This is a genomic window from Burkholderia sola (assembly GCF_905400185.1).
GTDB classification, from domain to species: domain Bacteria; phylum Pseudomonadota; class Gammaproteobacteria; order Burkholderiales; family Burkholderiaceae; genus Burkholderia; species Burkholderia sola.
Genome location: NZ_FR989675.1, coordinates 1,875,954 through 1,890,260, shown reverse-complemented (window position 1 = coordinate 1,890,260; position 14,307 = coordinate 1,875,954). Strand labels below are relative to the sequence as shown.

At 69.6% G+C, this 14,307-nt stretch carries 14 protein-coding genes; 8 read left to right on the top strand and 6 right to left on the bottom strand.

Annotated features, from left to right (window positions below):
* Positions 1–45: 45 nt before the first annotated feature.
* From KR541_RS08650 to KR541_RS08630, 5 genes are read left to right on the top strand one after another with little or no spacing between them, the layout of a single operon-like run.
* Positions 46–948 carry an HpcH/HpaI aldolase/citrate lyase family protein gene (locus KR541_RS08650; protein ID WP_216089502.1) on the top strand — a complete coding sequence of 301 codons (903 nt, stop codon included), beginning with the start codon at positions 46–48 and terminating at the stop codon, positions 946–948.
* Between the two features lie 8 nt (positions 949–956).
* Positions 957–1,610: a pyridoxine/pyridoxamine 5'-phosphate oxidase gene (locus KR541_RS08645; RefSeq protein WP_050012679.1), complete on the top strand. Its 654-nt coding sequence runs from the start codon at positions 957–959 to the stop codon at positions 1,608–1,610.
* A 35-nt stretch (positions 1,611–1,645) separates the two neighbouring features.
* Positions 1,646–2,839, top strand: a complete 1,194-nt coding sequence (gene metC, locus KR541_RS08640) for a cystathionine beta-lyase (RefSeq protein WP_050012701.1) — start codon at positions 1,646–1,648, stop codon at positions 2,837–2,839.
* Positions 2,833–3,477, top strand: coding sequence for a glutathione S-transferase family protein (locus KR541_RS08635; RefSeq protein ID WP_050012677.1), 645 nt, complete (start codon positions 2,833–2,835; stop codon positions 3,475–3,477). Before metC ends, KR541_RS08635 begins: the two co-directional genes overlap by 7 nt.
* Positions 3,478–3,497: 20 nt before the next feature.
* A complete protein-coding gene (locus KR541_RS08630; protein WP_124640231.1) occupies positions 3,498–4,280 on the top strand; it encodes a glutamine amidotransferase in 783 nt (260 codons plus the stop codon).
* On the opposite strand, the gene KR541_RS08625 is transcribed toward KR541_RS08630, so the two are convergent.
* The 5 genes from KR541_RS08625 to KR541_RS08605 form a co-directional block, all read right to left on the bottom strand.
* Positions 4,203–4,937 (bottom strand): autoinducer binding domain-containing protein, encoded by a 735-nt coding sequence (locus KR541_RS08625; protein WP_124593092.1) that lies wholly within the window; start codon positions 4,935–4,937, stop codon positions 4,203–4,205. The two genes, KR541_RS08630 and KR541_RS08625, sit on opposite strands and share 78 nt — an antisense overlap.
* An 85-nt stretch (positions 4,938–5,022) precedes the next feature.
* Positions 5,023–5,454 carry a hypothetical protein gene (locus KR541_RS08620; RefSeq protein ID WP_050012700.1) on the bottom strand — a complete coding sequence of 144 codons (432 nt, stop codon included), beginning with the start codon at positions 5,452–5,454 and terminating at the stop codon, positions 5,023–5,025.
* A 59-nt stretch (positions 5,455–5,513) separates the two neighbouring features.
* Entirely contained in the window at positions 5,514–7,052 is a 1,539-nt protein-coding gene (locus tag KR541_RS08615; RefSeq protein ID WP_216089501.1) for a DHA2 family efflux MFS transporter permease subunit, read from the bottom strand.
* A complete protein-coding gene (locus KR541_RS08610) occupies positions 7,049–8,413 on the bottom strand; it encodes an HlyD/EmrA/EmrK family protein (RefSeq protein ID WP_080334193.1) in 1,365 nt (454 codons plus the stop codon). The genes KR541_RS08615 and KR541_RS08610 overlap by 4 nt, the downstream gene beginning before the upstream one ends.
* A 9-nt stretch (positions 8,414–8,422) precedes the next feature.
* A complete protein-coding gene (locus KR541_RS08605) occupies positions 8,423–9,922 on the bottom strand; it encodes an efflux transporter outer membrane subunit (protein ID WP_176015662.1) in 1,500 nt (499 codons plus the stop codon).
* A 103-nt stretch (positions 9,923–10,025) separates the two neighbouring features.
* Here KR541_RS08605 and KR541_RS08600 point away from each other — a divergent pair, with 103 nt between their 5' ends.
* Both KR541_RS08600 and KR541_RS08595 read left to right on the top strand, forming a co-directional pair.
* The gene (locus KR541_RS08600; protein WP_050012673.1) at positions 10,026–10,862 is read left to right on the top strand and encodes an AraC family transcriptional regulator; all 837 of its coding nucleotides are present in this window, start codon (positions 10,026–10,028) and stop codon (positions 10,860–10,862) included.
* A gap of 120 nt (positions 10,863–10,982) precedes the next feature.
* On the top strand, positions 10,983–12,350 hold the full coding sequence (locus KR541_RS08595; RefSeq protein ID WP_216089500.1) for a glutamate--cysteine ligase: 1,368 nt from the start codon (positions 10,983–10,985) through the stop codon (positions 12,348–12,350).
* Positions 12,351–12,369: 19 nt separating this feature from the next.
* Here KR541_RS08595 and KR541_RS08590 read toward each other — a convergent pair whose 3' ends face one another.
* Positions 12,370–13,482, bottom strand: coding sequence for a 3-deoxy-7-phosphoheptulonate synthase (locus KR541_RS08590; RefSeq protein ID WP_060733859.1), 1,113 nt, complete (start codon positions 13,480–13,482; stop codon positions 12,370–12,372).
* A gap of 383 nt (positions 13,483–13,865) precedes the next feature.
* Here KR541_RS08590 and KR541_RS08585 point away from each other — a divergent pair, with 383 nt between their 5' ends.
* On the top strand, positions 13,866–14,276 hold the full coding sequence (locus KR541_RS08585) for an acyl-CoA thioesterase (RefSeq protein WP_050012672.1): 411 nt from the start codon (positions 13,866–13,868) through the stop codon (positions 14,274–14,276).
* Positions 14,277–14,307: the final 31 nt, after the last annotated feature.

The following is a 14,307-nucleotide window of genomic DNA, read 5'->3' as shown; positions in this document are numbered from 1 at the left end:
TCGCGCCATCGCCACGCGCACCCCGCGCCCTACAGGAAACCACGCATGACACTGACGAACCGACGCCCTTCCCGCCTGCGCCGCTCCTGGCTGTTTCTCGCCGGCGCCGATCACGATGCGCTCGTTGACGGCACCGCGAGCGGCGCGGATGTGCTGATCCAGGAACTCGAAACCTTTACGCCTCCCGACCGGCGCCCGGCCGCGCGCGAACTGAGCGAGCGGGTGCTCGCCGGTTGGCGCGACGCCGGCGTGCTGGCGTCCGTACGCGTGAATCCGCTCGACGCGGGCGGCATCGACGACCTGCGCGCCGCGATGCGCGGCCGCCCGGACATCGTGATGATGTCGTACGTCGCGACGCCCGAGCAGGTCGTCGCGCTCGACGAAGCCGTCACGCGTTTCGAGCGGGAATACGACATCGCGCCGGGCTCGACCGAACTGGTGCCGAACGTCGAGACGACGCTCGGCCTCGTGAACACGATGGCGATCGCACGCTCGAGCCCGCGCGTGTCGGCCGTGCTCGTCGCGACCGAGGACATGGTGGCCGACATGGGTGCCGAGCGCACCCGTGCGGGCCGCGAGCTCGACTACGTGCGCTCGCGTTTTCGCGTCGAATGCGCGGCGGTCGGCGTGACCGCGATCGACTGCCCGTACAGCTATGCCGACAACGAAGGCGCGGAGCTCGACATGCGCGTGTCGCGCGGCCTCGGCTACCAGGCGAAAGCGATCGTCAACGCGCAGTTCGTGCCGGTCGTCAATCGCGTGCTGACGCCGACGGCCGATGAAGTCGCTCTCGCCCGCCGCGTGATCGACGCGTTCGATCACGCGCGGCGTACCTCCGGCGGCCGTCGTGTAGCCGCCGCCGTCGTCGACGGCTTCCTCGCGGAAGTCCCCGACTATCTCGCCGCGCATCGGCTGATCGCCCGCGCGACGCAATTCGGCATCGCATGAGTGTCGCCATGGATACGATCGCCACGCGCCTGAAGGCGCTGAAAACCCTCGCGCATGCCGCGCCGCACGTGCCGGCCGACCACTGGGCCGATACGCCGCACGCGCAGTTCGAACGCTGGCTCGACGAGGCCGTGACCGCGGGCGCGCTCGAACCGCAGGTGACGACGCTGTCGACGGTCCGCCCGGACGGACGGCCCGATGCACGTTCCGTCGTGCTGCTGAACCTCGACGCGCGCGGCTGGCATTTCGCGGCGAACGCACGCAGTCCGAAGGGGCGCCAGCTCGCGAACCTGCCGTTCGCGGCGCTGACGTTCTACTGGCCCGCGATCGCGAGCCAGATCCGGCTGAGCGGCCCGGTCGAGCGCTTGCCGGACGCCGAAGGCCATGCCGATTTCGCGAGCCGCCCCGAGCGGTCGCGCGCGAGCATCCTGGCCGGACGGCAAAGCGAACGGCTCGACGATCCGGCCGACCTGGCGCGTGCGATCGACGCGCAGCTCGAACGGCTGGCCGCCGATCCGGCGCTCGTGTCGGACGACTGGCACCTGTATACGCTGGCGCCGGACGACGTCGAGTTCTGGCGGGCCGACAGTTCGCGCCGTTTCGCGCGGCAGGCGTATCGCCGCGCCGGCGAGCGCTGGGAGCGGTGCGCGCTATGGCCGTGAAGCGTGACGAACCGCCGTCGCTGCCGCGCGACGGCATGCATGACCGCCTGCACGACGACACGCGGCTCGCGCACGCCGGCCGCGACAGCGCCGCATGGCACGGCTTCGTCAATCCGCCCGTCTACCATGCGTCGACCGTGCTCAGCCCGACGGTGTCGGATCTGCTGAACCGCACGCAGCCGTATATCTACGGCCGTCGCGGCACGCCGACGACGGACGCGCTCGAGCGCGCGGTGACGAGCCTCGAAGGCGGCGCCGGCGCGGTGCTGTGCCCGTCGGGCCTGTCCGCGTGCACGCTCGCGCTGCTGTCGTGCCTGACACCCGGCGACCATCTGCTGATGACCGCATCGGTCTACGGCCCGGTGCGTCACGCATGCGAAGGCGTGCTGGCGCGGCTCGGCGTCGAGACGACGTGGTACGACGGCAGCACGCCCGTCGCGGCCGCGTTTCGTCCGAACACGCGCGCACTGTACGTCGAGGTGCCCGGCTCCTACACGTTCGACATGCACGACATCCCTGCCCTCGTGCGGCTCGCGCACGCGCACGGCGCGCAGGTCATCGCGGACAATAGCTGGGCCACGCCGCTGTTCTTTCAGCCGCATGCGTTCGGGATCGACGTGTCGATCCAGGCCGGCACCAAGTATCTGGTCGGGCACTCGGATGCGATGCTCGGCACGGTGTCGGCCAACGCGCGCGCGTGGCCCGCGCTGAAGCAACTGCACGGTGATCTCGGACTGTGCGCGGGCCCCGACGACGTCTATCTCGCGCTGCGCGGATTGCGCACGCTCGGCGTGCGGCTGCGGCAGCACCAGCGCAACGCGCTCGCCGTCGCGAGCTGGCTCGAGCGGCGTCCCGAGGTGCAGCGGGTGCTGTATCCGGCATTGCCGGGCGACGACGGCCACGCGCTGTGGCGCCGCGATTTCCGCGGCGCGTCGGGGCTGTTCTCGATCGTGCTGCAGCCCGCGCCCGCGCATGCGATCGACGCGTTTCTCGATCACCTGACGCTGTTCGGGCTCGGCTATTCGTGGGGCGGCTACGAGAGCCTCGCGCTGCCGTTCGAGCTGGACGCGCATGGCCTCGCGGCGCGCTGGCCGTCCGGTAGCCGCGGCGTGCGCCTGCACATCGGGCTCGAGGATGCGGACGACCTGATCGCCGATCTTGCGGCGGGCCTCGACCGCTATGCGGCATGCGCGTCGATCGCCGCTTGCGAGGATGCCGCGCGATGCTGACCGTCTGGGGCCGCCGCACGTCGTTCAACGTGCAGAAGGTGTTGTGGCTCATCGGCGAGCTCGGCCTGCCGTACCGGCATATTGCGGTCGGCGGCGAGCATGGCTCGCTGCAGACGCCCGCGTTCGCGGCGCTGAATCCGACCTGCCGAATTCCGGTGATCGACTGGGACGGCGACGTCGTGTGGGAGTCGCACACGATCCTGCGCTATCTTGCCGCGCGCGTGCCGAACAATCCGTTCTGGTGCCGCGACACGTTCGCCCGCTCGCGCGCGGAGCGCTGGATGGACTGGTCGCAGACCGCGCTCGAGCCCGACGTGATGACCGGCTTGTTCTGGGCGCTCGTGCGAACGCCGCCGGAGCGGCGCGACGAGGCGATCGTGCTCGACAAGGCCGCGCGCAGCGCGACGCATTACCGGCTGCTCGACCGGCTGCTGTCGACCCAGCCGTTTCTCGGTGGCGCGTCGCCGGGCCTGGCCGACATTCCGGCCGGTGCGACGCTGTTCCGCTATTTCTCGCTCGACGTCGAGCGGCCGCCGTTGCCGCACGTCGAGGCCTGGTACGCCCGCCTGTGCCGACGGCCCGCCTATCGCGAACAGGTGATGGTGTCGTTCGACGCGTTGCGCGGCCAGCCGGGCTGACCTTCTACCGACCACCCGACATGACGCACTTAGCCCTTCGTCCGATCCTGATCGTGCTGCATCGCGAACAGTCGAGCCCCGGCCGGATCGGCCGGCTGCTCGCCGCCCGCGGCCATCCACTCGACATCCGCCGCCCGCCGCTCGGCGATCCGTTGCCGGCGACGCTCGCCGACCATGCGGGCGCCGTGGTGTTCGGCGGGCCGATGAGCGCCAACGACGGCGATCGCTGGATCCGCGACGAGATCGACTGGATCGGTGTGCCGCTGCGCGAGGCGGCGCCGTTTCTCGGCGTCTGCCTCGGCGCGCAGATGATGATTCGCCATCTGGGGGGGCGCGTGAATACGCATCGCGACGGGCGCGCGGAAATCGGCTACTGGCCGATCGCCGCGACGCCGGCCGGCCGTCGGCTCGGTTCATGGCCGTCGCACGTGTACCAGTGGCATCGCGAAGGCTTCGAGCGCGTGGCCGGGCTCGAGATCCTCGCGACCGGCGAGCATTTCGAGAACCAGGCCGTCCGTTACGGGCCGCGCGCGTACGGTGTCCAGTTCCATCCGGAAGTGAGCTATTCGATGATGCGGCGCTGGAGCACGGCGGCCGCGCACAAGCTGACGGTGCCCGGCGCGCAGGACCTGGCGACGCAGGCCAGCGAAGGCTGCCGGCACGACCGCGCGACGGCCGCGTGGCTCAGCGCGTTTCTCGACCGCTGGCTCGACGAGACGCCGGCGTCAGGTCGGCACCGTCACGTCGGAGATGCTGATCAGCCCCCACTCGACCGCGCGCAGCACGGCTTCGTGCCGACGTGACACGTTGAACTTGCGGCGGATGTTCATGAAGTGGAAGTTGATGCACGACTCGGTCACGTTCAGGATGTGGCCGATTTCCCACGAGGTCTTGCCGGCCGCATGCCAGCGCAGGCACTCGACCTCCCGCCGGCTGAGGCGCGGCACGCTGTCGGGCGGTGCGTGGCAGCGTGTGCCGGCGATCGCTTCGCAGGCGATGTCGCGCAACAGCGTGAGCGCCGCCAGATGCCGGTCGCAGCGCTCGCACGTGGCGGCGAGATCGTCCGCGCTCGCGCACGACAGCATGCCGACCTCCCCCTTCGGGCCGCGCACGGGCAGCACGACGCCGCTGCGCATGCCGTACGCGGCCGCCGCTTCGTAGCATGGCCGTTGCTCGGGCAGCCCGAACAGCGCGCCGTCCCAGACGAGCGGCAGCGCCGAACGGAAGCAATGCTGCAGCATCGGGTCGATGCGGTCGAACTGCCGCTGCCGGTACAGCGCCGTCCAGCCCGGCACGCCGCTGCTCCACTTGCGCGCGAGATCGAACGACGCGCCGGCGAACGGCAACACGATCAGCACGACCTTGTCGAACCCCATGCCGGCGGCCGCGTCGGTCATCCGCTGCCATGACGCGTCCGTGTCGCCGGGTACCAACCATTTCAGACAATCCAGTCCTTTCATACAGGCCACCCCGTTTAATTGTTGGAATCTGCAATCAGGCGGACTTGCGCAACCGGTTCGAGGCGTTGCGCGCGAACGGGCCGCGCTAGACCGCCTCCGTCAAGCGTCGCCGACCGGCCTGCTTCGCGTCGTCGAGCGAAGCCGTCACGTCGAACGGAATCCCGAACGCCTTTTCGATGCCGGCCGCGTTGGCGATGGCCGCTTCGCGCTCGCGCGGGTCCGGTTCGACCGACACGAGCGCGCGGCAGACCGCGGCGAGCGCGGCGCGGTTCTGCTTGAGCCACATGCCGCGTTCTTTGCGGTCGTCGTGCTGCTCGTCGGGCCGGGCCGGCGGAAAGATCATGACAAACGGCTCGCCGTGCCGCATCAGCGCGTGCATGTCGTCGAGCCAGCGCTGCGCGTAGCCGGCGGATGCGATTGCATCGTTGCGCACGACGACGAGCGGAAATTCCGTGACGTCGAACACGGCGAGCGCCGCCAGTGCGGACGGCGCGTTTTCAGCGTGGTGGGTAGGCATCGGGTCAATCTCCATCGAATTGAACAGCATGGGTTGGAACGGGCCGCGCGGCGCCCGTTTCATCGTTTCGCGGCGGCGCCGGGGCCGAATGGCGGGCGGGCGAGCCACACCACCGCGATCACCGCGAGATACACGCAGCCGAGCGCGAACGACACGTCGTTGAACGAAATCTGGTAGGCCTGAGCGTCGACCAGGTTGCCGAGCAGCGTCGCCGCGCGTTGCGGATCGCCGCCGCCGAGTTGCGCGAGTTCGGCGCGAACGGCCGGATCGAACTTGCTCAGGTGCTCGCTGAGCTGCGCGTGATGCAGGATCGCGCGCCGGTCCCACAGGAACGACGTGATCGACACGGCGAAGCTCGCGCCGAGCGTGCGCAGGAACGTGGACAAGCCGGAGCCCGCGGCGATCTCGTCCGGCTTCAGGTCGGACAGCAGGATGCTGTTGATCGGCATGATGAACAGCGCGAGGCCAAGGCCCTGCAGCAGCTGGATCAGCGCGATGTGCGTGAAGTCGACGTCGGGCACGAAGCCCGCGCGCAGGAACGACGACGTGCCGAGGATCGCGAACGCGCAGCACACGAGCACGCGCATGTTGAAGCGCGGTGCGTACTTGCCCATGAACGGCGTCATCAGCACGGGGATCACGCCCATCGGCGCGACGGCCAGCCCCGCCCAGAACGCCGTATAGCCGAGCGTGCGCTGCAACCACTGCGGCACGATCACGTTGACCGCGAAGAACGCCGAGTACGCGAGCACGAGCGTCAGCGTGCCGGCCGCGAAGTTGCGATGCTTGAACAGCCGCAGGTTCACGATCGGGTTCGGCTCGTTGAGCTCCCAGATCAGGAACAGCGCGATCCCGAACGCGGCGACCACCGACATCACGACGATGAACGTCGAGTTGAACCAGTCGGCTTCGTTGCCCTTGTCGAGCACGATCTGCAGCGCGCCGACGCCGACCACGAGCGCCGCGAGACCGACATAGTCGACGCGCGCGGCAACCGTCGTCTCGACGCGCGCGCGCATCTGCGCGAACACGCACATCGCGGCGAACACGCCGATCGGCAGATTGATCAGGAACGCCCAGCGCCACGAGTAATGTTCCGTCACCCAGCCGCCGAACACGGGGCCCGCGATCGGCGCGACGACGGTCACCATCGCGATCATCGACAGCGCGAAGCCGCGCCGCTGCGGCGGGTAGATCGACAGCATCAGCGCCTGGGTGGTCGGGATCATCGGCCCGGCCACGAGGCCCTGCAGCGCGCGGAATGCGACGAGCTGCGGCAGGTTTTGCGCAAGGCCGCACAGCAGCGACGCGAACGTGAACGCCAGCGTCGCCCATACGAACAGCCGGACCTGCCCGACGCGCTTCACGAGAAACCCGGTCAGCGGCAACGCGATCGCATTGCTGACCGAGAACGTCGTGACGACCCATGCGCTCTGCGTCGTGCTGACGCCGAAGTTGCCGGCGATCGTCGGCAGCGACACGTTCGCGACGGTGCCGTCGAGCACCTGCATGAACACCGCGAGGGCGAGGCCGAACGTCGTCAGCGCGACGCTCGACGGACGAAAGCCGGCGTCGGCGGCCGGCACCGGGCCGCTCATCGCACACGCTCCGCATGCACGGCCGCCGGCAGGTTCGCATGCACGACGTCGGCGATCAGGCTGTCGGCGCGCGCGAGCTCGTCGCGGTACACGTCGGTCCGGAACACCGGCGCATCCTGCGCGCGATGCGACAGCATCGCACCGCTGCGGTCGTGCTGGTCGACGCGCGCATGCATCGACAGGCCGATGCGCAGCGGATGCGCGTCGAGTTGCGACGGGTCCGTCAGTTCGATGCGCACCGGCAAGCGCTGCACGATCTTGATCCAGTTGCCGGTCGCGTTCTGCGCGGGCAGCAGCGAGAACGCGCTGCCGGTGCCGACGCCGAGGCTCTGCACGCGGCCCGTATAACGCACGGCGTCGCCGTACAGGTCGGCGGTCAGCTCGACCGGTTGGCCGATCCGCATGTGTTCGAGCTGCTTTTCGGTGAAGTTCGCGTCGACCCACAGCTCGCGCAGCGGCACGACCGCGAGCAGCGGCACGCCCGGCGACACGCGCTGCCCGACCTGCACCGTGCGCTTCGCGACATAGCCGGTGACGGGCGCGACGATGTCGGTGCGCGCACGGGCCAGGTAGGCGGCGCGCAGCCGCGACGCCGCGGCCTGGACGTCGGGATGCGACGCGACCGCGGTGTCGTCGACGAGCGCCTTGCTCGTCTGGTGCTGTTCGGTCAACGTCGCGAGCGCGCTTTGCGCGGCGGCGTACGCGCTTTGCGCGGACGTCAGCGTGTCGAGCGCATGCGCGAGCTCCTCGCGCGAGATCGCGCCGGAGCGGCCGAGATCCTCGCGGCGCCGATAGTCGGCTTTCGCCTTGTCGAGCGCGGTGCGCCGTGCGTCGAGGTCGGCGCGCGCGCCGTCGATGCTGTTCGCGAGCCCGCGCTCGTTGCTGTACAGGCCGCGCACCTTGCGCACCGTGGCCGCGAGGTCGGCCTGCGCGGCCGCGAGCGCGATCTGCGCGTCGCTCGCGTCGAGACGGACGAGCGGCGTGCCGGCGCGAACGAGGTTGCCGTCGTCCGCGTCGATCGACACGACGGTGCCCGTCACCTGCGGCGTCAATTCGACGACGTTGCCTTGCGCGTACGCGTTGTCGGTGGACTCGTACCAGCGGCCGACGATCCCGTACCAGATGCCCCAGCCGACGATGCCGAGCGCGAACACGGCGACGAGCGCGCGCACGAGGTGCTTGCGTCGTGCGGGCGGCGGCGTGGCCGGTGCGGCGCCGCCCGGCGCCGGTTGCGTGCGGGCGTCCGACCCGCCCGGCGCGCGCGGCGCACCGGTGTGGTCGGCCGACGGGGGCTGGCGGGCGCTGGCGGGATCGGCGGTTGCGGGCCGCGCGGGAGTCTGCAGGGTGTTGTCGCTGCTCATGGTTCGATGTCAAGGACGGTGGGAAGGAGTGGCGGCGAGCGCGACGTCGTCCGGCTCGGCATGGAAGCCGCCGCCGAGCGCGGCGACGAGCTGCAGCGACTGGTCCGCGCGCTGGGCGCGCAACGCGGCGACTTCGCGACTCGCGATCAACAGCTGCTGGCGCACGACGAGCGCGTCGAGGTAGCTGCCGACGCCGGCCCGGTAGCGCGCGTCCGCGAGCCGCCATGCATCGGTGGCGGCGTCGAACGCGCGCTGCTGCGCATCGGCCTGCGCCGCGAGCGAATGCAGCCGGTGCAGATCGTCGGCCACCTCGCCGATCGCGCCGATCAGCGTCTTGTTGTAGCCGGCGACCGCGACGTCGTATTGCGCGTCGCGCTTGCGCAGCACGCCGCGCCGTTCGCCGCCGTCGAAGATCGGCAGGCTCACGGCCGGGCTGACGTTGTAGGTGCGCGAGGCGGCCTGGAACAGCGATGCGCCGCCGCGCGTCGCGAGACCGATCAGCGCGGTGAGACTCACGTCGGGCAGGAAGTCCGCGCGGGCGGCCGCGACGTTGCGGCTCGCGGCTTCCACCCGCCAGCGTGCGGCGACGAGATCGGCGCGCCGGCCGAGCAGCGCGGCCGGCAGGTCGGCCGGCACCGCGAGCGCGGCGGTGGGCAGCGGCGCGGGCCGCACGAGCGCGAGGCCGCGATCGGGGCCTGCGCCGAGCAGGATCGCGAGCGCGATGCGCGCGCTGTCGATCGCCTGCGCCGCGCGTGCCTGCTCGCGCATCGCGGCCGCGACTTCGCTTTCGGCCTGGCGCTGCTGCGCGACGTTGTCGATGCCTTTCGTGACACGCTGACGCGTCAGCGACAGCGCTTCGTCGGCGCGATCGTATTCGGCGCGCGCGACGTCCTGCTGATCGAACGCATAGGCGAGATTCACGTAGGCGCGCGCGACGTTGACGGACAGCAGCACGCGCGCGGCCCGTGCATCGATCTGCGCGGCCCGTGCTTCGCCGAGCGCGGCTTCCCACGCGGCGCGGCGGCCACCCCACAGATCGAGATCCCAGCTCAGGCCGAGATTGATCTCGCGCGTGTGGCTGAAGACACCGCCGCCCTCGCCCGGCGAGAACTGCGTGGCGGACGTGCGTTCCCCTTTCGCGCCGGCGCGGCCGACGAGGTGCGGCAGCCGGGCGGCCTGCGCTTCGATCACGAGCGCCTGCGCTTCGCGCGCACGCGCATCGGCGGTCGCGAGATCGGGATTGCCGGCAAGCGCTTCGTCGATCAGCGCATTCAGCTGCGCATCGTTCAGCGCAGCCCACCAGTCGGCGGCTGGCCAGTCGGCGACCGGCGCATGCGCGAGGCTGCGCGATGCGGCGAGCGTATCGGCGCCGCGCAGCGTGCCGGCGGGCGTGAGCCCGTCGCGGCTCGCGCAGGCGCCGAGCATGGCGAGCACGACGGCGACGGCCATTCGCGACAGGACGCGCGGCGCGACGGCATCGCGCGGCGGCGGAGCAAGTACTGCATGCATCGCATTCCTCGGATTCGTTTGAGTTTGAATACGACACGCATTGTTGGACGCTCCCCGGCAAAGCTGATAATGTTGTTTAGACAAAAAATAATGAAATCCGGCCATGCCCATCCGAGACACCTCTCCCGCCCGCGCGGCGCAACGCGCCGACGCCGATCCGAGCGAACGCGCGGACGGCCCATCGCTGATCGCCGTCTGGGGCGAGGACGACGGCAGCAACACCTACCAGCTCGGCACGCGCGAGGTCGACTGGCACAGCCATCTGCGCGGTCAGGTGTTCTGCGTCGAAAGCGGGTTCGCGCACGTGCGCACGCCGCACGGTTCGTGGCTGCTGCCGCCGCATCGCGCGGGCTGGATTCCGCCGGGCGAGCAGCACAAGGTCAGCATCAGCGGTGCGCTGAGCGGCTGGAGCGTCGTGATCGCACCGGCCGCGAGCCGCCGGATGCCCGACCAGCCGTGTGTGATCGCGATCAGCGAACTGATGCGCGCGCTCGTGCGGCGCGCGGTGTCGTGGGCCGACCAGGACCGGCTCGACCTCGAGCAGGCGCGCATGAGCGTCGTGCTGCTCGACGAGATGCGCCGCGCGCCGCACGAACCGCTGCACTTGCCGATGCCGCGCGACCGGCGGTTGCTGCGGATCGCCAACGCGATCCTCGGGCAGCCGCACGACAGCCGGACGCTCGACGCGTGGGCCGAATGGGCCGGGCTGTCCGCCCGCACGCTGAGCCGGCTGTTCGTCGCGGAAACCGGCACGAGCTTCGCGCAGTGGCGGCAGCAGGCGCGGCTCACGCATGCGCTCGAACGTCTGGCGAACGGCGACAGCGTCGCCAACATCGCGGACGCGCTCGGCTATGCGACGCCGAGCAATTTCATCGCGATGTTCCGCCGCGCGTTCGGCGATTCGCCCGCGCATTACTTCGCGAAGCGCAAGCAGCCGTAATGCCGTGCGGCATCGCCCGGCCCCCTATCACCCCTGCCAGTACTGCGCGCGCATCGACGTCGCTATAGTCGCCGTGCGACCGGCCGGTCGGTCGCCCAATGTGACCTGTGGAGGATGTCGATGTCGAACGCCGTCGGATCGGACAACACGCCGATCGTCTCCGAGCAGCAGCTCGCCGATCATCTGGCCGCCGGCTGCAAGCCGGCCGCGCAGTTCCGGATCGGTACCGAGCACGAGAAATTCGTCGTTTCCCGTGCGACGCACGCGGCTGCGCGTTATGAAGGACCGTCCGGCATCGCCGAGGTGCTGGCGCGGCTGCGCGGCGACGGGACGCCGATCGTCGATGCCGGGCAGACCGTCGGCGTGATCCAGCGCGATGGCGCCGCGATCTCGCTCGAACCGGCCGGCCAGCTCGAACTGTCGGGTGCGCCGCTCGATACGCTGCACGATACGCACACCGAACTGCATGCGCACCTCGCCGCGGCCCGTGCGGCATGCGATCCGCTCGGCCTGCGCTGCGTGCCGCTCGGTTTTCACCCTCACCTGTCGCGCGACGCGCTGCCGTGGATGCCGAAGCAGCGCTACGCGATCATGCGGCGCTACATGCCGCGCGTCGGCACGCGCGGGCTCGACATGATGCAGCGCACGTGCACCGTGCAGGTCAACCTCGATTTCGCGTCGGAAAGCGACATGGCGCGCAAGCTGCGCGTGTCGCTCGCGTTGCAGCCGGTCGCGACCGCGCTGTTCGCGAATTCGCCGTTCCGCGACGGCCGCCCGTCGGGCTTGCTGTCGACGCGCGCCGACACGTGGCTCGATACCGACGCGGATCGCTGCGGCGTGCCGGCGCTGTTCCTGTCGCGCAGCTTCGGCTTCGAGCGCTACGTGAGCTGGCTGCTCGACAACGTGCCGATGTACTTCGTACGGCGCGGCGATCGCTATGCGGACGCGACCGGGCACACGTTCCGCGATTTTCTGCGGCGGCGCATTCCGCATCTCGAAGGCGAGATGCCGACGCTGGGCGATTTCGCGGACCATCTGACCACGGTGTTCACCGAGGTGCGGCTGAAGCGCTATCTCGAGATGCGCGGCGCCGATGCCGGCTCGCCGGACATGATGGTCGCGCTGTCCGCATTCTGGACCGGCCTGCTGTACGATCCGGCCGCGCTGTCGGAAGCCGAGACGCTGGCTGCCGAGATCGACCGCGGCACGCTGCTCGCGCTGCGTCGCGACGTGCCGCGTACCGGGCTCGACACGCCGGCCGACGGCCGGTCGTTACGCGCGGTGGCGGCCGATGCGCTCGCGATCGCGCATCGCGGCCTGCGCGCGCGGGCGCGCAACGATGCGGCCGGACGCGACGAATCGATGTATCTCGCGCCGCTCGACGAAATCGTCGCCGGCGCGCCGACCCAGGCCGAACACTGGCTGGCCCGCTATCGCGATGCGTGGGTCGGCGACGCGACGCGGATCCATGACGAAGCCGCCATCTGAGCGCGTCGCGCCGGGCCGCTCACGCGCAGCAGGCAAGCAGCGGCTCGTGCGCGAACTCGGCGCCGAGCGGCAGCGCATGGCCGCGTCGCCGGGTACGCACGGCGTGCGCGAGCGTCTCGAACAGCTGCGCGGTATCGGCGAACGACAGGCACGCGTCCGTGATGCTCTGCCCGTAGCGCAGCGGCACGCCCGGCACGAGATCCTGCCGCCCTTCGATCAGGTGCGACTCGATCAGCACGCCGACGATGCGCGTATCGCCGGCCGCCACCTGCGCGGCGACTTCCGCGCCGACGGCGAGCTGGTTCCGGTACTGGCGTCGGCTGTTGCCGTGACTGACGTCGATCATCACGCGCGGGGCGACGTGCGCGGCCGTCATCCGCTCGCAGGCGGCATGCACGGCGGCCGCGTCGAAGTTCGGCTCGCGCCCGCCGCGCAGCACGACGTGCGTATGCGGATTGCCGGGCGACGCGCTCGCGCATAGCCGGCCGTCGGCATCGATCGACAGGAATCGGTGCGCGTGCGCCGCCGCGCGCATCGCATCGACGGCGACCTGGACATTGCCGTCGGTGCCGTTCTTGAAGCCGATCGGAATCGGCAGCGACGACGCCAGCTCGCGATGCACCTGCGACTCCACGGTGCGCGCCCCGATCGCGCCCCAGGCGACCAGATCGGCCAGGTAGCGCGGCGACAGCGGATCGAGAAACTCGGTCGCGGCCGGCATCTCCGCGCCGTTGAGGTCGCACAGCAGCGCGCGGGCCGTCTGCAGCCCGACGTCGATCCGGTCGCTGCCGTCGAGCAGCGGATCGTTGATCAGCCCCTTCCAGCCGACCGTCGTGCGCGGCTTCTCGAAGTACACGCGCATCACGATTTCCAGCTCGTCCGCGAAGCGCGCGCGTTGCAGCGCGAGCCGTGCCGCGTAGTCGCGTGCGGCGTCGGGATCGTGTATCGAGCACGGGCCGGCGATGACCACGAGCCGGTCGTCCGCGCCATCGAGCACGTCGACGATCGCGCGGCGGGTCGTGTGAACGGTGCGCGACGCGCGCCACGCCGGCGGCAGTGCGCCGGCCAGATCCGCAGGGGACGGCAAGCGCGACACGGCGTCGCGGTTTGTCGTCCAGGCGTTTGCATGCATGGGGACTGCCCTCCTGTCGATAATGAACGGGATTTTTTCACTACAGCGCGACTGTATTGAATGGCGCTTTCTACGCGCAACTAACATATTTATCAGTTTCTAATTCATAACTTTATGAATGAGAAGAATAAGAGTCGGATTCGATAATCGAGGAACCCGGTGCGTGTACGTTTGCGGCGTGTGGAACCGCATATTCATTGGGTTTCATTCGAAAATGGGGATGTGATTTCGCAGAGGGGACTGCAGGCTGATGCGACTTTCCGCCGCGCGTCGCTATTCGTTCTGATAGTGGCGGCCCGATAGTCGTTCGATTAATTTTCGGATGCCCGAGGGCCATTCGGGCTCGAAAATATAAATCAACCCAGTCATTGCGGAGAGTCACCATGTCGAAACGACATTACGAAACCCCTATTCACGTCAAGTATCGCGATACGGATTCGATGGGGCATGTGAGCAGCCCCGTCTATTACGACTACCTGCAGCATTCGTATCTCTGCTACATGTTCGACCTGCTCGGCCTGCCCCGCAGCGAGAAACTGCCGCACATCATGGTGAAGACGCAGTGCGAGTACCTCGCGCCCGCGCAATTCGGCGACAACCTGACCATCCGCTCGAGCATCGTGCGCTTCGGCAGCAAGAGCTTCGATCTCGAACACCTGATGGAGCGCGACGACCAGACCATCGTCGCGCGGGGCGTGTCGACGCACGTGATGTTCGATTACGCGAACAACACGACGCTGCCCGTGCCCGACGAATTCAAGACGCGCGTGCTCGAATTCCAGGGGTCGCTGTGATGCGTGCGCACCCATTCGGGGGCGACACGTG